The 19,283-nt window shown below is 69.3% G+C and carries 17 protein-coding genes, 1 tRNA gene and 1 pseudogene; 7 read left to right on the forward strand and 12 right to left on the reverse strand.

The genetic code is table 11. From position 1 onward, the window contains the following. The first annotated feature begins 1 nt into the window (after position 1). From selA to MWN33_RS00995, 4 genes and pseudogenes are all read left to right on the forward strand, one after another. Positions 2–1,417, forward strand: a complete 1,416-nt coding sequence (gene selA, locus MWN33_RS00980) for an L-seryl-tRNA(Sec) selenium transferase (RefSeq protein WP_247198211.1) — start codon at positions 2–4, stop codon at positions 1,415–1,417. After that, positions 1,414–3,255: pseudogene (selB, locus tag MWN33_RS00985) on the forward strand (selenocysteine-specific translation elongation factor); the annotation flags it as partial. The gene selA and the pseudogene selB, both read left to right, overlap by 4 nt. 144 nt (positions 3,256–3,399) lie before the next feature. After that, positions 3,400–3,495, forward strand: a tRNA-Sec gene (locus MWN33_RS00990). A gap of 359 nt (positions 3,496–3,854) precedes the next feature. Further along, complete coding sequence (locus MWN33_RS00995; protein ID WP_247198212.1) at positions 3,855–4,691, forward strand: alpha/beta fold hydrolase; 837 nt, start codon at positions 3,855–3,857, stop codon at positions 4,689–4,691. A gap of 66 nt (positions 4,692–4,757) precedes the next feature. Here MWN33_RS00995 and MWN33_RS01000 read toward each other — a convergent pair whose 3' ends face one another. Next, positions 4,758–5,663 carry a LysR family transcriptional regulator gene (locus MWN33_RS01000; protein ID WP_247198213.1) on the reverse strand — a complete coding sequence of 302 codons (906 nt, stop codon included), beginning with the start codon at positions 5,661–5,663 and terminating at the stop codon, positions 4,758–4,760. A gap of 157 nt (positions 5,664–5,820) precedes the next feature. On the opposite strand from MWN33_RS01000, the gene MWN33_RS01005 reads away from it, so the two are divergent. After that, positions 5,821–6,369, forward strand: a complete 549-nt coding sequence (locus tag MWN33_RS01005) for a GNAT family N-acetyltransferase (protein WP_343312262.1) — start codon at positions 5,821–5,823, stop codon at positions 6,367–6,369. Beyond that, positions 6,366–7,544: an MFS transporter gene (locus MWN33_RS01010; RefSeq protein ID WP_247198214.1), complete on the forward strand. Its 1,179-nt coding sequence runs from the start codon at positions 6,366–6,368 to the stop codon at positions 7,542–7,544. Before MWN33_RS01005 ends, MWN33_RS01010 begins: the two co-directional genes overlap by 4 nt. Positions 7,545–7,553: 9 nt before the next feature. On the opposite strand, the gene MWN33_RS01015 is transcribed toward MWN33_RS01010, so the two are convergent. The 10 genes from MWN33_RS01015 to rplU all read right to left on the reverse strand — a co-directional run bounded on the left by MWN33_RS01015 (position 7,554) and on the right by rplU (position 18,145). Further along, on the reverse strand, positions 7,554–8,441 hold the full coding sequence (locus tag MWN33_RS01015; protein ID WP_247198215.1) for an ABC transporter permease: 888 nt from the start codon (positions 8,439–8,441) through the stop codon (positions 7,554–7,556). Beyond that, positions 8,438–9,448, reverse strand: a complete 1,011-nt coding sequence (locus tag MWN33_RS01020) for an ABC transporter permease (protein ID WP_247198216.1) — start codon at positions 9,446–9,448, stop codon at positions 8,438–8,440. Before MWN33_RS01020 ends, MWN33_RS01015 begins: the two co-directional genes overlap by 4 nt. Position 9,449: 1 nt before the next feature. Continuing rightward, positions 9,450–10,529 (reverse strand): ABC transporter ATP-binding protein, encoded by a 1,080-nt coding sequence (locus MWN33_RS01025; RefSeq protein WP_247198217.1) that lies wholly within the window; start codon positions 10,527–10,529, stop codon positions 9,450–9,452. 169 nt (positions 10,530–10,698) lie between these two features. After that, positions 10,699–11,874, reverse strand: a complete 1,176-nt coding sequence (locus tag MWN33_RS01030) for an extracellular solute-binding protein (protein ID WP_247198218.1) — start codon at positions 11,872–11,874, stop codon at positions 10,699–10,701. Positions 11,875–12,232: 358 nt separating this feature from the next. Continuing rightward, positions 12,233–13,243 carry a serine hydrolase domain-containing protein gene (locus MWN33_RS01035; RefSeq protein WP_247198219.1) on the reverse strand — a complete coding sequence of 337 codons (1,011 nt, stop codon included), beginning with the start codon at positions 13,241–13,243 and terminating at the stop codon, positions 12,233–12,235. A 946-nt stretch (positions 13,244–14,189) separates the two neighbouring features. Further along, positions 14,190–15,371 (reverse strand): glutamate 5-kinase, encoded by a 1,182-nt coding sequence (proB, locus tag MWN33_RS01040; protein WP_247198220.1) that lies wholly within the window; start codon positions 15,369–15,371, stop codon positions 14,190–14,192. Positions 15,372–15,592: 221 nt separating this feature from the next. Beyond that, positions 15,593–16,627 (reverse strand): GTPase ObgE, encoded by a 1,035-nt coding sequence (obgE, locus tag MWN33_RS01045; protein ID WP_247198221.1) that lies wholly within the window; start codon positions 16,625–16,627, stop codon positions 15,593–15,595. 69 nt (positions 16,628–16,696) lie between these two features. Then, positions 16,697–17,389 carry a GNAT family N-acetyltransferase gene (locus tag MWN33_RS01050; RefSeq protein WP_247198222.1) on the reverse strand — a complete coding sequence of 231 codons (693 nt, stop codon included), beginning with the start codon at positions 17,387–17,389 and terminating at the stop codon, positions 16,697–16,699. Between the two features lie 145 nt (positions 17,390–17,534). Further along, complete coding sequence (rpmA, locus tag MWN33_RS01055; RefSeq protein ID WP_247198223.1) at positions 17,535–17,804, reverse strand: 50S ribosomal protein L27; 270 nt, start codon at positions 17,802–17,804, stop codon at positions 17,535–17,537. A 32-nt stretch (positions 17,805–17,836) separates the two neighbouring features. After that, on the reverse strand, positions 17,837–18,145 hold the full coding sequence (gene rplU / locus MWN33_RS01060; protein ID WP_247198224.1) for a 50S ribosomal protein L21: 309 nt from the start codon (positions 18,143–18,145) through the stop codon (positions 17,837–17,839). 251 nt (positions 18,146–18,396) lie between these two features. Between rplU and MWN33_RS01065 the strand changes: the two genes are divergently transcribed. Further along, complete coding sequence (locus tag MWN33_RS01065; RefSeq protein WP_247198225.1) at positions 18,397–18,735, forward strand: hypothetical protein; 339 nt, start codon at positions 18,397–18,399, stop codon at positions 18,733–18,735. An 18-nt stretch (positions 18,736–18,753) separates the two neighbouring features. Here MWN33_RS01065 and nikR read toward each other — a convergent pair whose 3' ends face one another. Next, the gene (nikR, locus tag MWN33_RS01070) at positions 18,754–19,227 is read right to left on the reverse strand and encodes a nickel-responsive transcriptional regulator NikR (protein WP_247198226.1); all 474 of its coding nucleotides are present in this window, start codon (positions 19,225–19,227) and stop codon (positions 18,754–18,756) included. Between the last annotated feature and the right edge of the window lie 56 nt (positions 19,228–19,283).

Raw genomic sequence — 19,283 nt, forward strand, 5'->3', positions numbered from 1 at the left:
GATGGACGCGGACACCCGCCCCTCCCCCTCGCTGCGCGGCCTGCCCTCGGTGGACCAGGTGCTGAAGACCCCAGCCGCCGCGCCGGCGCTGGAACGGCACGGGCGCGCGCCTCTCACCCAGGCCGTGCGGGCGGCGCTCGCGCAGGCGCGCGAGGCCGTGCTTGAGGGCCGCCTTGCTGCTCCGCTCTCGCCTGAAGAGGTCGCGCTGGCGGCCGTCGAGGCGCTGGAACACCGCGCCCGCCCCAGCCTGCGGCCGGTGTTCAACCTTACCGGCACGGTGCTGCACACCAATCTCGGCCGCGCCCTGCTGGCGGAAGAGGCCATCGAGGCCGCCACTGCCGCCATGCGCGCGGCCGTGGCGCTGGAATTCGACCTCGCCGGCGGCGGGCGCGGCGAACGCGACGACCATGTGCGCGAACTGCTCGTCGAGCTGACCGGTGCGGAAGACGCCACCGTCGTCAACAACAACGCCGCCGCCGTGCTGATCGCACTCAACACGCTCGGGCAGGGCCGCGAGGCGGTGGTCTCGCGCGGCGAGTTGATCGAGATCGGCGGCGCCTTCCGCATGCCGGACATCATGGCCCGCGCCGGGGTGACGCTCATCGAGGTCGGCACCACCAACCGCACCCATGCGAAGGACTATGCCGGCGCACTGGGCGAGGCGACCGGGCTGGTGCTGAAGGTGCACACCTCCAACTACCGCATCGAGGGCTTCACTAAAGAGGTGCCGGCGCGCGAGCTGGCGGATATCGCCCACGCGAAGGGCGTGCCGCTCGTCAACGATCTCGGCTCCGGCACGCTGTTCGACCTCGCCCGCATCGGCCTCGCCCACGAGCCGACCGTGCGCGAGGCGGTGGCCGAGGGCGCCGACATCGTCACCTTCTCCGGCGACAAGCTGCTCGGCGGGCCGCAGACCGGCTTCATCGTCGGCCGTGCCGACCTCATCGCCCGCATCAATAGGAACCCGATGAAGCGGGCGCTGCGCGTCGACAAGATCCGCCTCGCGGCGCTGGAGGCGACGCTGCGGCTCTATCGCGATCCCGAGCGCCTGAGGGCACGCCTGCCGACGCTGCGCCTGCTCGCCCGCACGCGCGAGGAACTCGCGGCGCTGGCCGCCACGCTCATCGGCCCGGTTGGCGCGCGGCTCGGCGCCGGCTTCACGGTCGAGGTAGCGGACTGCGCCAGCCAGATCGGCTCCGGCGCGCTGCCGCTGGAGACCCTGCCCAGCACCGCGCTCGCCATCCGCCCGTCGAACGGCTCGGGCGGCGCGCTCAACGCGCTGCAGGCGGCGCTGCGCGACCTGCCGGTGCCGATCATCGGGCGCATCGCCGAGGGCGCGCTCCTGCTCGACCTGCGCTGCCTGGAGGACGAGGCCGGCTTCCTCGACAGCCTGCGCCATGTCGAGGTGCCGGCATGATCATCGGCACCGCCGGCCATATCGACCACGGCAAGACCGCGCTGGTCGGCGCGCTGACCGGCGTCGACACCGACCGGCTGAAGGAGGAGAAGGCGCGCGGCATCTCCATCGACCTCGGCTTCGCCTATCTGCCCACCGAGGCCGGCACACTCGGATTCATCGACGTGCCCGGCCACGAGAAATTCGTGCACACCATGCTGGCGGGGGCGAGCGGCATCGACTTCGCGCTGCTGATCGTCGCCGCCGATGACGGGGTGATGCCGCAGACCCGCGAACATCTCGCCCTCATCGACCTGCTCGGCATCTCGCGCGGGCTGGTCGCGCTCACCAAGGCAGACCTCGCCGACACGCCCCGCCTCGCCGGGGTCGCGACCGACATCGCCGCGCTGCTGGAGGGCACCGCGCTCGAAGGCGCGGACATACTGCCCGTCTCCGCCGTCACCGGCGCGGGCATCGACGCGCTGCGGACGCGTCTCGTCGACGAGGCCCGCGCCTTCGCCGCCCGCGGCAGCGAGGGCCGCTTCCGCCTCGCGGTGGACCGGTCCTTCACGCTGTCCGGGGCCGGCACGGTGGTGACGGGAACCGTGCTCTCCGGCCGGGTGCGGCTCGGCGACACGCTAACGGTGGCGCCGCAGGGCCTTTCCGCCCGTGTGCGCTCCCTCCACGCCCAGAATCGCAAGGCCGAGGAAGGCCGCACGGGGGACCGCTGCGCGCTCAATCTCGCCGGCGAGGGCGTCACGCACGACGCCATCCATCGCGGCGACATGGTGCTCGACCCCGCCCTCGCCGCGCCAACCTTGCGCATCGACGCCACGCTCCGCGTGCTGGCGAGCGAGCCGAAACCGCTCGGGCAATGGTTCCCGGTGCGCTTCCATCACGGCGCGGCGGAAGTCGGCGCCCGCCTCGTGCCGCTCTCCGCGGAGGCGCTGGCGCCGGGCGGCGAAGGTCTCGTGCAGATCGTGCTGGACCGCCCTGTCGCGGCGGCGTCCGGCGACCGCTTCGTCATCCGCGACACCTCCGCTCAGCGCACCGTCGGCGGCGGGCGCCTGCTCGACCTGCGCGCGCCGGCCCGCAAGCGCCGCACGCCCGAACGCCTCGCCCAGCTCGCCGCGATGGGGCGGGAAGATCCCGACGCGGCGGTGGCCGGCCTGCTGGACGTCGAGCCGTTCCATCTCGATCTCGACGCCTTCGCCCGCGACCGCGCGCTGGGGGCGGACGCCGCGGGGGACATCGCCCGCCGGCTCGGCCTCGTCGCGCTGCCGGCCGGCGGGGCGCTCACCGTGCTGTCCGCCGCGCGCTGGTCACTCTATGGCGAGGCGCTGCTCGCCGAGCTCGCCCGTTTCCACGAGGGGAATCCCGATCTCGCCGGTATCGGCGCCGAGCGGCTGCGCCTCGCGCTGGTGCCGCGCCTGCCCAAGCCGGCCTTCACAGAAGCCCTGCGCCGCCTTGCCGGCGAGGGCCGTCTGGCGCTGGACGGCGCCTGGGTGCGGCTGCCCGGCCACGAAGTGCGCCTCACCCGCGCCGACGAGCTGCGCTGGGAGATCGTGGAGCCTCTTCTCGGCGGCGCCGAACGCTTCCGCCCGCCGCGCGTGCGCGACCTCGCCGCGGCGACCGGGGAGGCCGAGGCCGACATCCGACGCCTGCTCAAGCTGCTCGCCCGCATGGGCCGGGTCGACGAGGTGGCGCACGATCATTTCTTCCTGCGCCCGACCGTCGCCGCCATGGTGGGGATGGCGCGCGCCCTCGCCGCCGCCGCCGCGGACCGTCAGTTCGCCGCCAGCGCTTTCCGCGACCGCATCGAGCAGGGCGAGCACGCGGTCGGCCGCAAGGTGGCGATCCAGATCCTCGAATTCTTCGACCGGCACGGCGTCACGCTGCGGCGGGGAGATCTGCGCCGCATCAATCCGCACCGGCTGGACCTGTTCGGCGCAATCGACGACACTGAAGGCACGGCGCGCCCCGCGCCGGCCGATACGGCTTCTGGAAGAGCGTTATCTCCGGTGAGGTATCCGGACTTCAAATCCGGAAGGGGCCGCGAGCCGGTCCCTGGTGGGTTCGACTCCCACTCTCTTCCGCCATCTTCCGATCCGGGGCGCTGAGCGGGCGCCCGCGATCCACTCGCACGGCCCGCTCGGCCGCACTACGCCTCCCAGCATCGACCTTCTCAGTTGCCGAAAACCCGCCGGGTACGTCGCGCGCGAGGGAAATTGCGAGAGCGCCCGCCCGCCCCTTCTGTGCGTGCATGCACGAAAGAACCGGCATAGGCGCCATCACATTGTCATCTACGCATAACAAACCACGTGCTACACAATTGCATCGAGCGGCGACGAACCGAAGCATACAGCACACCGGCACCGCCGCTTCGCTCTGTTTTCGCATATGACGTGCCGCGAAATCGAACGTAATGAAACCACCTTCCACTCAAGGGATCACGATCATGGGCTACGTTACCACCAAAGACGGCGTCGAAATCTTCTTCAAGGACTGGGGTCCGAAGGATGCTCAGCCGATCGTCTTCCATCACGGCTGGCCGCTCTCGTCGGATGACTGGGACGCCCAGATGCTGTTCTTCCTCGGCAAGGGCTTCCGCGTCGTCGCCAGCGACCGGCGCGGCCATGGCCGCTCGGCGCAGGTCAGCGAAGGCCATGACATGGATCATTACGCCGCCGACGTGAGCGCCGTGGTCGAGCATCTCGACCTGAAGAACGCCGTCCATATCGGCCACTCCACCGGCGGCGGCCAGGTCGCCCGCTACGTCGCCAAATTCGGCGAGCCGCAGGGTCGCGTCGCCAAGGCGGTGCTTGTTTCGGCGGTTCCCCCGCTGATGGTGAAGACCGAGGCGAACCCCGAGGGCCTGGCGCTCGAAGTGTTCGACGGCTTGCGCGCCGCGCTCGCCGCCAACCGCGCCCAGTTCTTCCTCGACGTTCCCGCCGGCCCGTTCTACGGCTTCAACCGCGAGGGCGCGCAGGTCTCGCAGGGCGTGATCGAAAATTGGTGGCGGCAGGGCATGATGGGCAGCGCGAAGGCCCATTACGAAGGCATCAAGGCCTTCTCCGAGACCGACCAGACCGAGGACCTGAAGGCGATCAGCGTCCCCACGCTCGTCATGCACGGCGATGACGACCAGATTGTCCCGATCGTCGCGTCGGCCCACAAGTCGATCAAGCTGCTGCAGAATGGCACGCTGAAGGTCTATCCCGGCTTCCCGCACGGCATGCTCACCACCCATGCCGACGTAATCAATCTGGACCTGCTGGCCTTCATCGAGGGCTGAACCTTCCGCCTTATCGCACGCGTCGACGATCATGGCCGCTCCCTGCCGGGGCGGCCATGGCTGTTTCTAGCCATCCGCCGACAGCGGCGGGCCGAGCGTCTTCAACGCCTCCAGCGTCGCGCGCAGGCCGCGTGGTAGCCGCTTGTCGCGGCGGATCGCCACCGCCAGCCGGCGCCCGAGCGGCGGAGAGAGCGGGCGGATGACGAGCCCGTCCGACCTGTTCTCGTGCGCCGGGAGCGCCATGGCCGGCAGCACCGAGACGCCGAGCCCGGCCGCCACCATCGCCTTGATCGCCTCGACGCTGCCCAGCGACATGACCGGGCGCACCTCCGCGCCGCCCTGTGCCAGCCAGCGGTCGACGAGGCGGCGCGTATTGCCGCCCGGCTCGTAGAGCAGCAGCGGTAGCGCCGCGAGATCGGCCGCCCGCACCCGCGCGGGAAGCGCGGTGCCGGGCGGCGCGAGGGCGAGGAAGGGATCGTCCAGCACCGGCTCGATCTCCAGCGCCCGCCCCGCCGCCGGCAGCGTCACCAGCCCGATGTCGACCGCATCCGCCTCAATGGCGCGCACGATGTCCGCGGTGTTGCCGGTGGTCACGATGAATTCGAGGCCGGGATGCTCACGCCGCAGCCGGCCGAGCACCGGCGGCAGCAGGAAGATGCTGGCCGTCGCGCCGGTGCCGAGCCGCACGCGGCCCGAGGTGCCGCCGGCATGGCGCGCCACCGCCGCCGCCATCGTCTCCACCGCCGCGTCGAGGGCGGGCAGATGGGCGAGCAGTTCCGCCCCGGCAGGGGTCGGGCGCGCACGCCGCCCGGCGCGCTCCACCAGCGTGGCGCCGAGGCGTCGCTCAAGCTGGCGCACCTGAAGGCTGACCGCCGGCTGCGTTAGCCCCAGCCGCTCGGCCGCCGCCGAGAAGCTGCCGAGCTCGATCACCGCCGCGAAGCTCTCGATATGGTCGAGATTGAGGTTTCTCATGCAAAGAATTTCTCATGCTCTGCATAATTTCTACAATCTTCCCTTATGGCGCGAAACGCCCGATGGTGCGTCTCGCCGCCCGTTCAGGGCTTTGTCGCGCGCCTGCCATCGGCGCCGCGCCACAAGCCCGCACCGCCAGCCGAGAAGGCCAACCGCCGTGTCCGAACCCGTTCCGCTCCTCATCCGCGACGCCCGCGACGACGACATGGCGCCCGTGCAGGCGATCTACGCCCACCATGTGCGGCACGGCCTCGCCAGCTTCGAGGAGGTGCCGCCCAGCCTCGCCGAGATGGCGACCCGGCGCGCCCATGTGCGCGCGCTCGGCCTGCCCTATCTCGTCGCCGAGCGCGGCGGCGCGCTCCTCGGCTTTGCCTACGCCTCCGCCTACCGCCCACGCCCGGCCTATCGTTTCACGGTGGAGGATTCGGTCTATGTGGCGGCGGGGCATGGCGGCGAGGGGATCGGCTCCGCGCTGCTCGGCGCGCTGATCGCCCGCTGCGAGGAAGGGCCGTGGCGGCAGATGCTGGCGGTGATCGGCGACAGCGGCAACACGGCCTCTCTCGCCCTGCATAGCCGGCTCGGCTTCCGCACGGCGGGCACCTTCCAGTCCGTCGGCTTCAAGTTCGGCCGCTGGGTCGATTCGGTGCTGATGCAGCGCCCGCTGGGGCCCGGTGATACGTCGCCGCCCGGGGAGCGCGGCGCGTGATCTCCCACCGCGCCGTCTTCTGCCTCGCGCTCGCCCAGCTCATCGCCTGGGGCACCACCTATTATCTGATCGGCGTCTTCGGCGCGGAAATCGGCGCCGAATTCGGCTGGAGCCGCGACGTCGTCTATGGCGGCTTCGCCGCCGCGCTGGCGGTCATGGGCCTGACCTCCACCCCCATCGGCCGGCTCATCGACCGCCATGGCGGGCACCGCATTATGGTGGCCGGTGCCTTCGTCACCGCGCTCGGCTGTGTCCTGCTCGCCGCGTGCTGGAATCTGGCGAGCTACTACACCGCCTGGCTGGCGCTCGGCCTCGCCATGCGGCTGACGCTGTACGACGCCGCCTTCGCCGCGCTGGCCCGCATCGCCGGCACGAAGGCCGCCCGGCCGATCTCGCAGATCACCCTGCTCGGCGGCCTCGCCTCCACCGTGTTCTGGCCGGTTGGCCATGAACTGGCGCAGGCCTTCGGCTGGCGGGGCGCGGTGCTGTGCTATGCCGGCTTCGCGCTGCTCACCGTGCCGCTCTACCTCGCCTTGCCGACAGCGCGCTCACCCGCCTCGCCGACGCCCGCCGGGAGCCTGGATACGGCCGCTCCCGCTGTCGACCCGCGCCGCCTCGCCTTGCTCGGCGGCCTCTATGCGCTGATCGTCGCCGTCGCCAATTTCCTCAATGCCGGCCTCTCCTCGCATCTGATCGGCATGCTCGGCGGGCTCGGCGTCGCCGCGGCGACAGCGGTGTGGATCTCCACCCTGCGCGGCATCGGCCAGTCGCTGGCCCGGCTCGCCGAAGTGCTCTCCGGCGGGCGGATCAGCCCGCTCATGCTCAACCTGATCGCCACCGCGACGCTGCCGCTCGCCTTTGCCGCCGGCTTAGCCTCTGGCGTGTCGCTCGCGGCGGCCGCCGCCTTCGCCTTCCTCTACGGCGCCGGCAACGGCGTGCTCACCATCACGCGCGGCACGCTGCCGCTCGTGCTGTTCGATCCGCGCAGCTATGGCGTGGTGGTCGGCCGGCTGATCGCGCCGAGCTTCCTCGTCTCGGCCGCCGCGCCGGTGGTGTTCGCGCTGGTCGGCGAACGCTCCGGCGCCGCCGGCGAACTGGCGCTTTGCCTCGGCCTCGCCGCGCTCGCCTTCGCCGCCGCGCTGGCGCTGCGGGCCCTGGCGCGCCGGCCCGGCTGAACGGTCTCCTCAGGCGAGCGCCGCTGCCGGCGTGCCGGAAAGCTCGGCCTCCTCCTCTTCCAGCGCCGCCCGCTGGCGCCGCGCCGCCGCCGCATCGGCTCGGCGCTTGTAGAGCTCATAGGCCAGCGCGCCGACGATCGTCACCGCCACGATGATGACGGCGAGCGCCGAGATGGCCGGCGTCGTGCCCTGCCGCACCCGGCCGGCGAGCACGGTGGTCAGCGTCTTGTCGGAGAGGATCGAGAAGGTCGTCGTGTTGTAGTTCTCGAAGGAGGACAGGAAGGCCAGCACCGCCGCCGAGGCGAGCGCCGGCTTGAGGAACGGCAGGAGGATATGGCGGAACACCTGCGGATAGGACGCGCCGAGATCGAGCGCCGCCTCCTCCTGCGCGCGGTCGAAGCGCTGCAGCCGGGCGAGGATGATCAGCATGCAATAGGCGGAGATGAAGCTCGCCTGCCCCAGCACGGTGAGCACCACGCCGTCATAGAGGAAGCGCGTGCCGGTCTGGCCGGTGAACTGGCGCCAGAACACCACGGTGGAGATGCCGATGATGATGCCCGGCGTCAGCACCGGCGAGACCACGATGAGGTAATAGGCCGAGCGCACCCGCGCCTGGATCTGCGTCATCACGATGGCGCCGGCGAGCCCGATGGGCACCGAGATCGCCACCACGAGGAAGCCGATCCAGATGCTCATCCTCAGGCCCGCCATCATGTCCTGATCGGCCAGCAGCAGGCCGAACCAGTCGAGCGTGAAACCCTCGATCGGCCAGACCTGCGGGTATTGCGGCGTGTTGAAGGCCGAGACTCCCATCACCGCCAGCGGGCCCAGCAGATAGAGGAAGAACACCACCGCGTAGACCGCGAACATCACGCGCTGCAACGCACCCGCCTTCATCGCGTGATTTCTCCAAGGCTGAGGCGGAACGCCTTGAGCACCACCAGAACGAAGACGATGCAGGTGACCAGCAGGATGAAGGCGTAAGCCGCGCCCTGCGGCCAGTTGAACGCCTGATAGAAGCGGTCATAGACGATGGGCGTGAACCACAAGGTGCGCGGCCCGCCCAGCACCAGAGGCGCGGCCAGCGCGCCGGCGGTGAGCATGAAAACCAGCGTGCAGCCTGAGGCGATGCCGGGCTTGGCGTGCGGCATCACGATGAAGGCATGGATGTGCCACCAGGGCGCGCCGAGGTCCCGCGCCGCCTCGACCTGATTCTTGTCGAGGCTCTCGATGGCGTTGTAGAGCGGGAAGATCATCATCAGGAGATAGGCGTAGCTCAGGCCCATATAGAGGCCCACATCGGCGCCGAGGAAGTCGATGGGCTCGCTGGTGAGGCCGATGCCCATCAGCATCTGGTTGATGATGCCGCCGGAAGAGAGCAGCACGCGGAAGGCGAAGGCGCGCAGGATCTCGTTCACCCAATAGGGCAGGATCAGCAGCAGCAGCAGCACGCGCAGCCGCGCCGGCGTGGCCGATTGCGCCATGTGGAAGGCGAGCGGGTAGGAGATCGCGAAGTTCAGCAGCGTGATGGCGATGCTGACCCCGATGGTGAGGAAGAAGGCCTTGATGTGCAGCCAGTTCCATTCGGCCGTCGAGGTGGTCGAGCCGAACAGGAAGTAACGGTAATTCTCCAGCGTGTAGAGGTCCTTCGGCCCGCCCATCTGGGCCGGCGGCAGCTTCGGGCGGAACGACATGTCCACCATGGCGAGCTGCGGCAGCAGGATGATGAAGAAGGCCCAGAAGCCGACCGCGACGACGAGATAGGTGCCCACCCCCAGCCCGTTGCGCTGGAAGAAGCCCGGCCCGGTGGCGATGCCGGCGCGTCGCTCATAGGCCGCGAGCAGGTAGAAACCGATGGCCACCGCGAGCGGCAGGCCGAAGACGAAGGCGAGGCCGCCGCTCATCTCAATGCCTTTCCGGCCGCGCCAGCAACAGCCCGTCCGCGGGCTGGAAGCCGATGCGCAGGTTCTCTCCCGCGCTCGGCAGCCCGACGCCGGCATTCGCGCCGATGCTGGCGGTGATCTTCTGGCCGGTCTTCGCGCGCAGCGTCACATGGGTGACGCTGCCCTCATAGGCGACATCCAGCGTCTCACCCTCGAAGCCGACGGTGGAGCCGTTGGCGCGAAGCTGCATCGCCTCGGGGCGCACGAAGAGCAGTGCCTCCTCGCCGGCGGCGAGACCCACCGGGTTGCGGCCCTTGAGCGTGCCGAGCGGCGTCTCCAGCGTGGCGATGTCGCCCTCCAGCGCCGAGATGCGTCCGCGAATGGCGTTGTTCTCGCCGACGAAGGAGGCGACGAACGGCGTGCGCGGCTCGGCATAGACGGCGCGCCCGTCGCCCACCTGTTCGATCACCCCCGCGTTCATCACGGCGATGCGGTCCGACATGGTCAGCGCCTCGCCCTGGTCGTGGGTAATGTAGATGAAGGTGATGCCGACGCGCTTCTGGATGGCGCGCAGCTCGGTGCGCATGTGCTGGCGCAGCTTGAGGTCGAGCGCCGAGAGCGGCTCGTCCAGCAGCAATACCGACGGCTCCACGGCAAGAGCGCGGGCGATGGCGACGCGCTGCTTCTGGCCGCCGGAAAGCTCGGAGACCCGCTTGTGGCCGTGCTCGGTGAGCGCCACCTGGATCAGCAGGTTCTTCACCTTCTCGTCGCGCTCATGGCGCGGCACGCCGCGCACGCGCAGGCCGTAGCCGATGTTCTCGGCCACCGTCATCATCGGGAACAGCGCGAGGTTCTGGAAGATCAGCGCGGTCGGGCGCTTGTTGGGGCCGATGCCCTTCATGTCCTGGCCGCCGATGCGCACCGCTCCCCGCGTGGGCTCGATGAAGCCGGAGATGGTGCGCAGCAGCGTGGTCTTGCCGCAGCCGGACGGGCCGAGGAAGGAGAAGAACTCGCCCGGCTCGATGGTGAGGTTGGCCTCCTTGACGGCGACGAAATCGCCGAAGGTGACGTTGACGCCTTCCAGCTCGACGGCAGCGGCCATGAATTCTCCACTTGCGAACAACCGTACCGGCGGTCAGAAGCCGGCTACGCAGTTTCAGCAGGCACCCGGCCCGCCATATATCCCGGCAGGCCGAACTGCGCCGAGAAGCATCCCGGAGCACGCCGGCGGCGCGTCCGGGATGACGGAAGCCGGCTCACGCCGCCAGAGCTCACGCCGCCTTGAACTTCTCGGCGTACTGGGTGCGCAGCTCGGCGTACCACGACGGCTCCGGCGGACGGCTCCACAGATTGTCGAGCGCGTTGCCGGGATAGGCCTCGGCGAAGTTCTTCTTGGCGACCTCGGAGAGGAACTTGTCCGAGCCCTTCACGACCGGGTTGTAGCCCGAGCCGTTGGCGACCATGGCCGAGATTTCCGGCGTGTGGATGAAGTTGATGAACTCATAGGCCTGCGCGGTGTTCTTCGCCGCCTTGGTCATCGACCAGCCGTCGATCCAGGTGATGGCGCCTTCCTGCGGCGCCATGTAGGTGACCGGCTTGCCGTCCTTCTTCAGCGACAGCGGCGGGCCGTCCCAGGTCTGGCCGATCACGCAGCCATTCTCCATGAAGCCGGACTTGGTGTTGTCGGCCGAATCCCAGAACTGCTTGACCTGCGCCTTGTTGGCGATGGCGAATTCGAGGATCGGGTCGTAGATCTTCTTCATCGTCGCCTCGTCCTTGAAGGCGTCGAGCATGCGGTTGGACGGCAGCTTGCCGGACTTGTCCCACCACAGGCCGATGCCGAGCAGCAGCGAGTGCGGGCGGCCCTGCATCTTGCCCTTGAACTCCGGCGCCCACAGCGTGCCGTAGGAGAGCTTGTCGTAGGTCAGGCCGGGGGCGAGGTCGGTGCGCCACGCGATGGCTTCCGAACCCCAGCAATGGGGCACGTGGTAGAGCCCGCCGTCCCAGGTCCACACGCTGGTGGAGCCCTCCATCATGGCCGGCAGCACCTGGTCGAGCTTCAGCTTGGAGAGGTCGTAGGGCGCGAGCACGTCCAGTTCCTTGAACTGGGGGGCACGGTCGCGGGTCGGGGCGCACAGGTCGAAGCCGTCGCCTTCCGTCGCCTGCAGCTTGTTGATCTGCTCCTCGTTCTGCGAGAACGGGGTGGAGTTCACCTTGATGCCGGTCTTCTTGGTGAATTCGGGGATCACCGGCTCGGGCAGTTCGTCCGCCCAGTTGAGGATGTTGAGTTCGCCCGAGGAGGAGAAGGCATCCTTCACCAGCCACGGGCCGGTCGCGGCGACGGTGCCGGCGGCAAGCGCGCCCTTGAACAGCACGCGGCGCGTGAAGCTGCGCGCCGCCAGCATGGTTTCGATGGACGAGTTGGGAGCTTCCGGCTTCTTCGTCACGACATGTTCCTCGCTCTGGCCGCCCGGCTGACCGTCATGGGCGGAATGGGCCGGGAGAGAGTGAGCACGAAGCGTGCCAGCAATGCGACATGTTGCACGGGTGCGACGCCCCGGCGGTACGCGCCCGACACGGCGCCCGCCGCGCCTCTCTCCCCGCCGCGCCGAGGGGGCGGCCGGCCGCCACCCGCATCCGGGACCGCTGGCGCCGAATTAGCCAGAATCGCCCGAATCGGCAGCAGCCGGCCCTCGCGCCTGCCGCGCGTTTCAGCACCGGGCGAAAGGCTTCGACTTTCGTTCGAGCCAAAAGCGCAAGAAAACGCGGCTCAAGCGCGGCTCGCCCCCCGCCTCCACCCGCGCGTCAGCCCAGCGCCGCCAGCAGCTCGCCGGCGAGCGCGTGCAGGTCGTCGCGGTGGCCGGTGCGGCCGGAGGGCACGTCCGTGGCGGAGGTCATCACGATGGAGACCCCGCGCGCGGGCGCCACATAGAGCATCTGCCCGCCATAGCCCCAGCCGTAATGCACGGGCATGCCCGCCATCTCCCGCGTGAACCAGCCATAGCCATAGGCGTCGCCGGTGAAGCGCGAGGCGGTGCGCGGTAGCCAGCACGCGCCGATCCACGCCTCCGGGATCACCGGATCGCCCGCCCGGTTGCGCCCGTCCTTGCGGCAGCACTCGGCGAAGGCGAGCAGCGAGGTGGGCCGCATCGCCATCTGGTTGCCGCCGAAATAGATGCCCTGCTTGTCGCGCTCCCAGCTCGCGATCTGGAAACCTTCGATGGGCCCCAGCCAGTCGCGCGCCAGCGCCAGCGTCGAGCGCCCCGAGGCGCGGGTGAGGATGGCGGAGAGGAGATGCGTCGAGCCGGTGGAATAGAGCATGGCCCCGCCCGGCGCGTCGACAAAGGGCCGCGCCAGCGCCGCCCGCACCCAATTTCCAGAGGCGATCCACTGCCCGTAATAGGGCCCGGAGGTGCGCTCCAGCCCCGCCTGCATGGAGAGCAGATTGCCGATGGTGATCTCATTGAGGCGCGGGTCGGGGTCGGCGGGCAGATCGGCCCTGAGCAGCGGGGCGACCTTCTGGTCCGCCCCTTCCAGCACGCCCTTGTCTATGGCGATGCCGACCAGCATGGCGAGGACGCTTTTCGAGGCCGACTTGATGTTGGCCGGCCGGTCGACCCGCCCGCCGGAATAGCCGCGCGCGGCGAGCGTCTCGCCGCCCTTGGAGACGAGCACGGTGCGCAGCGGCTTGAGTTCGCCGGCGCGGTCGAGCAGAGGCGTCAGCCGCGCGGCGGCGTCGGGGGGCTCACCTTGAGCGCGCGCGAGGCGCGGGGCGAGCAGAAGCAGCGGAGCGGCAAGCAGGGAACGACGGTGCATGCCGGGGAAGATAGGGCGGGATCGGGGGATGTGGGGTCACGATGGGGGGAGGATGATCGGTGGACTGCAGCAAAGAGAGATGCGCCGGGCCAATCTAGCCAATATCATATCTGCACATCTCCGCCGAATCGGCAGCCGCTTAATACAAGCGTCTCCGTCGGATTCCAAGGTATATATCTGCAATTCGCTCCCACCCCCCTCTAGAAATATATGAGATACCCTCTTCCTATGAGAAGGCGCCTCATATATGGTGCTCGCATGATACAGATCGTGAACCTTCAGGACCTTGAGGATCGGAAGCGCGAAATCCGCGCTGAGATCGAGAGGTTGCAGGCTGAATTCGAGGAGATCGAAGGCGCGATCCGTGTTGCAAGTCGGTTTGCTAGTCCAAAATTAGTGAAGGAATCTCCGGCTGAACCCAAACTTGAATCATCTACTAAGCTGGGACCTCAACGGCCAAGTGGCATCCCAACGAATTTTGAGATGGCGCAGATAACAATTCGTGACGCAGTAATGCGCGGGAAGCCTGGTTTAACAGCCAGTGAAATTGTTGACGAGATTGCGAAGCGCTGGTGGCCAGGTCTTCAAGGCCCCCAAATACTTCCAATTATCTATCAACTCGCAAAGCGCGGTCGACTGAATAAAGGGGAGGATGGACACTTTCGTCTCCCCAACATGAATGAGGCCCCTGCTTCCGCAGGAGCCCCACACAGTCCCTCTCCACGAGGCGATCAGACTGGCACTGGGTAGTCGTTGCCAGAGAAAGGAGAAGAATGATGTTAGAGTACCCGAGCTTCGGCGTTATCCGCACCGGCGATCCCGCGCCGGGAACGGTTCCGAAGCTCTTGCAACCTTAGCATCAAGCTGGGGCGGCTCACCGCCCCAGCTTTGTTCTGTTTAACCAGAAGCCAGAGGACATTCAAGATTCCTAGGGCCAAATGGTTACTCACCCACCCCCAAGCACCAGATCGTCCCGGTGCACCATCGCCGCGCGGCCCTCGAACCCCGTGATGGTGGCGATCTCGTCGGATGACTTGCCGCGGATGCGCTCGGCGTAGTCGGCGTCGTAGGCCACCAGGCCACGGCCGATCTCGGCGCCGTCGGGGCCGCGCAGCACCACCGCCTCGCCGCGCGTGAAATCGCCTTCCACGCGCTTCACCCCCGCCGGCAGCAGCGAGGAGCCGCGGCGCAGCGCCGCCACCGCGCCGGCATCCAGATGCAGCACGCCGCGCGGCTCCAGCGAGCCGGCGATCCAGCGTTTTCGCGAAGCGACCGGGTTGGCGGGGGCGAGGAACCAGGTGCAGCGCGCGCCCTCGGCAATGGCGCGCAGCGGGTTCTTCACCTTGCCGGAGGCGATGACCATATGCGCGCCCGCCGTGGTGGCGATCTTGCCGGCCTCGATCTTGGTCTTCATGCCGCCGCGCGAAAGCTCGGTGCCCGCCCCGCCCGCCATCGCCTCGACCTCGGCGGTGATGCGCGGCACCAGCGGCAGGAACTGCGCGTTCGGGTCGTCGTTCGGCGGGGCGGTGTAGAGCCCGTCAATGTCGGAAAGCAGCACGAGAAGGTCGGCGCTGGCCATGCCGGCGACGCGGGCGGCGAGCCGGTCATTGTCGCCGTAGCGGATTTCCGAGGTCGCCACCGTGTCGTTCTCGTTGATGACGGGCACGACCTTCAGCTCGATCAGCTTGGCCAGCGTCGAGCGGGCGTTGAGGTAGCGCCGGCGCTCCTCGGTGTCGCCCAGCGTGATGAGCACCTGCCCGGCGGCGACGCCCTCATGCGCCAGCGCCTCCGACCACGCCCGCGCCAGCGCGATCTGCCCGACGGCGGCGGCGGCCTGGCTTTCCTCCAGCTTCAGCGGGCGCTTGGGCAGCTTCAGCACATTGCGGCCGAGCGCGATGGCGCCGGAGGAGACGACGAGCACCTCCTTGCCCTCGCGGTGGAGATGGGCGACGTCCTCGGCCAGCGCCGCCAGCCACGCATGGCGGAGCGCCCCGCGCGCGGAATCGACCAGCAGCGCCGAGCCGACCTTCACCACGATGCGGCGGAAGGAGGAGAGCTGCGGCACCGGAGTGACGGCGGTCTCGGGGACGGCAGGAGCGTTGTCGGCGGCGTCGGTCGAAAGGGTCATCGCGGCGGGCTTCGATCAGAGGGAAGACGGCGCGCTACATACGCCGTTTTCGCCGCCAAGGCGCGGGATTTGTGGCGTACACTCCGCTCCCGCCGTCATGCCCGGGCTTGACCCGGGCATCCACGTCCTAGGCCGGGAGACGCGGAGAAGTCGTGGATGGCCGGGTCAAGCCCGGCCATGACGGCCGAGGGAGGAACCTCGCGGCCGAGGGAGAGAGCTCCTCACGGTCGCCAGGGTTCGGCCACTTCCTTGGCGACCTCTTCCTCGCGCCCTTCGTCGATCACCGCGATGAGCGCGCGCAGCGCCTCGCGCACGCCCTCGCCGGTGGCGGCGGAGAGCAGCAGCGGCTTGCGCTTGGCGGCCCGCTGGAGCCGGGCGAGCTGGGTCTTCAGCGTCTCCGGGTCGAGCGCGTCGACCTTGGAGAGCGCGACGATCTCCGCCTTGTCCTCCAGCCCCTGACCGTAGGCCTCCAGCTCGGCGCGCACGGTCTTGTAGGTCTTGCCGGCGTGCTCGCTGGTGCCGTCGACGAGGTGCAGCAGCACGCGGCAGCGCTCGATATGGGCGAGGAAGCGGTCGCCGAGCCCGATGCCCTCATGCGCGCCCTCGATCAGGCCGGGAATGTCGGCGAGCACAAATTCGCGGCCGTCCACCTTCACCACGCCGAGCCCAGGATGCAGCGTGGTGAAGGGGTAGTCCGCGACCTTCGGCTTGGCCGCCGTGGTGGCGGCGAGGAAGGTCGACTTGCCGGCATTGGGCAGCCCGACCAGCCCGGCATCGGCGATCAGCTTGAGGCGGAGGATGATCCAGCGTTCCTCGCCCTCCTGCCCCGGATTGACGCGGCGCGGAGCCTGGTTGGTCGAGGTCTGGAAATGGGCGTTGCCGAAGCCGCCATTGCCGCCCTTGATGAGGCGGATGCGCTCGCCGACATGGGTGAAGTCGGCCAGCACGGTCTCGCCGTCCTCGTCGAGCACCTCGGTGCCGGCCGGCACTTTCAGCACCACGTCGTCGCCCTTGGCGCCGGCGCGGTTCTTGCCCATGCCGTAGCCGCCCTTCTTGGCCTTGAAGTGCTGCTGGAAGCGGTAGTCGATGAGCGTGTTCAGCCCGTCGACGCACTCGATCCACACATCGCCGCCGCGCCCGCCGTCGCCGCCGTCCGGCCCGCCGAACTCGATGAATTTCTCGCGCCGGAACGAGAGGCAGCCCGCGCCGCCGTCGCCGGCACGGACATAGATCTTGGCCTGGTCGAGAAACTTCATCGGTTGAGGCTCAGCGTTGCGAGGCCCCCGCACCGGCGGGGACCCGTTCAGGATAGCAGAGACGCCGGCTCAATGCCGGGTCGAGTCGTGCAGCCGCGGCGGCTTGGTGGCGCCCCACGCCCGCAGCGAGGTCCACAGCCGGCGTTCTAGCCGGAAGCGGTCGACCGGAACCGAGGCGCCGATGGCCCGGACGCGGGCGAGCCCGACGCCGGTCCACTGGAAGCCGCACTTCTCGATCACCTGCCGCGAGGCCGGGTTGACGACGCGGGCGGAAGCGATCAGCGCGTCCAGCTTGCGGTCGCCGAAAGCGTGGTCGATCAGCGCGCGCGCGGCCTCGGTGGCAATGCCGTGGCCCCAATAGGGCTCGCCGAGCCAGTAGCCGATCTCCGGCGCATCCTCGTCGCGCCGCACGAAGCCGCACATGCCGACCGGGATGGGCGGGCCGAAGCCGGGCGCGCCGAAGCCGGGCGCGCCGAAGCCGGGCGCGCCTTGCCGCAGCACCGCCTCGTCCTTGAGGAAGATGGCGAAGGTCGCCGCCTCCGGGCCGCCCGGCAGGTTGGCGATGAAGGCCGCCGCATCCGCCATGCCGTAGGGATGGGGGATGTTCGCCGTCATCTCCGCCACCTTGCGGTTGTCGGCGAGCTCGGCGATCCACGTCATGTCCTCGATCCGGGGCACGCGCAGGATCAGGCGGCCGGTTTCGAGGACGGCGATACTGCTCTCGGCAAGGGTCGACCCGGGGGTCGCTTCGACGATGGTCATTGAGGGTCTCCTGGGGGCCTGAACGACGAAGGGGAGGCGGTCTTCTCGCCTCCCCTGTCGGGAACCCCGGAAAGTCCTCAAGGACATCAGGGAAATCCTACCGGTCGGGCGAGACCGGCGGGATTTCCAAGAACCCTCACCGGCTTTATTCGGCGGCCTCGGCGGCCGGAATGACGGATACGTACGTGCGGGAATTCGCTTTGGCTCGGAACTCGACTCGGCCGTCGATAAGCGCAAAGAGGGTATGATCCTTGCCCATGCCGACATTCGCGCCGGGATGCCAGGTCGTACCGCGCTGACGCACGATGATGTTGCCGGCGATGACCTTCTCGCTGCCGAACTTCTTCACGCCGAGACGGCGACCGTCGGAGTCGCGACCGTTGCGGGAGGAACCGCCTGCCTTCTTGTGAGCCATGATGCTCTCCTGTTCTTACCTAGCTGGCGGTCTCAGGCGCCGGTGATCGAGGTCACGCGCACGACGGTGAAGTCCTGCCGGTGACCGATCTTGCGACGCGAATTCTGACGACGACGCTTCTTGAACGCAATGACCTTGTCGCCACGCGTGTGCTTGACGACCTCGATGGTGACGGCGGCGCCGTCCACCAGCGGAGCGCCGACCTTCGGGCTGTCGCCGCCGAGCATGAGCACCGGCAGGGTCACGGAGGTGCCGGCCTCGGCGTCGATCTTGCCGACGGTGACGACTTCGTCGGGGGCGACCCGGTACTGCTTGCCGCCCGTCTTGATGACCGCGAACATGTTCTGTCCTTTCGTTCGAGCCCGATCTCCGGCGTTTCCGCCTGGACCGGCTTCTTTCGGTCGTGGGTTTCAGTGCGCGCGAGGACACGGATTGCCCATCACGCAGCGCCGGGCTCATAGCCGCCGGGGCGCCTCCTGTCAAGGAAAGCGCCGCGCCAAAAGCCGCGCGGGCGATGAACCTTCCCGCCCGCCCGGCGTTCCTCTCCCACAGGCGCGGCGCCCCCGCCGCGCGACAGAACCGGAGTTCGGCAATGGACACTCAGCGTATCACGGGCACTGCCCGTCATGTCGGCGGCAAGCTGCGGCGCGTGGCGGGCGACGCCGGCCGCGACGCCTACGACACCGCCGCCACCCGCGCCGAGGAGGCCTATGAGGAGGCGTTCGACCTCGGCTCGCGGGCGCTGCGCCGTGCGCGCGGCGGCGCCCTGCGGCTCGCCGACGACGCGCTGGAGAACGGGCAGGCGCTCTATGGGCGGGGCGTGGGCGCGCTGTCGCGCCAGGCCGGCAATCATCCGCTGCTGCTGGTCGCCGCCGCCGCCTTCACCGGCGCCGCCATCGCGTGGCTGGCGGTCGGCTCCCAGCGCCGCTGACGCGCGAAGAAGACAGGATCAGAAGCCGCTCTTCACCCGCAGATGGGTGTGCTCATGGGCGGCGCCCTGATTGTGCACGTGCCGGTCGGCCCCCGCGTCGACCGGCACGAGCGCGAGCGAACCGTGCATGACGCCGCGTTCGAGGAACAGCGCCTCGGCATAGGCGGAGACGTCGCCGACATGCCCGCGCATCAGCGTCACCTCCAGCGAGGTGGTGTGGTCGAGCGGCACCGAGAGCGCCGCCACCGTCTGGTCGTGGCGCTCCAGCCGGCCCTGCGGCACCCGTGCCGCCAGATTACGCACCGACTGGTCGATGGTGCAGCTGATCACCCCCAGGCAGTGCGCCGAGGGCGGCCCCTCCGGCCGCGCCGACAGCCCGCGCCGCACCAGGTCGCGGATGACCTCCGAGCGGCTCGTCGCCCCGCTCGCCTCCATATGCGCATCGAGCCGCGCGGCGAAATCATCGTCTATGGCGATGGTGATGCGTTGCATGGCGCCTCGCGTGGTGGCTGGACCCGACTGTAAGGCGCGAGCCTAGCACCCCACCC

Source organism: Ancylobacter koreensis (genome assembly GCF_023016525.1).
In the GTDB taxonomy this organism is placed as follows: domain Bacteria; phylum Pseudomonadota; class Alphaproteobacteria; order Rhizobiales; family Xanthobacteraceae; genus Ancylobacter; species Ancylobacter koreensis.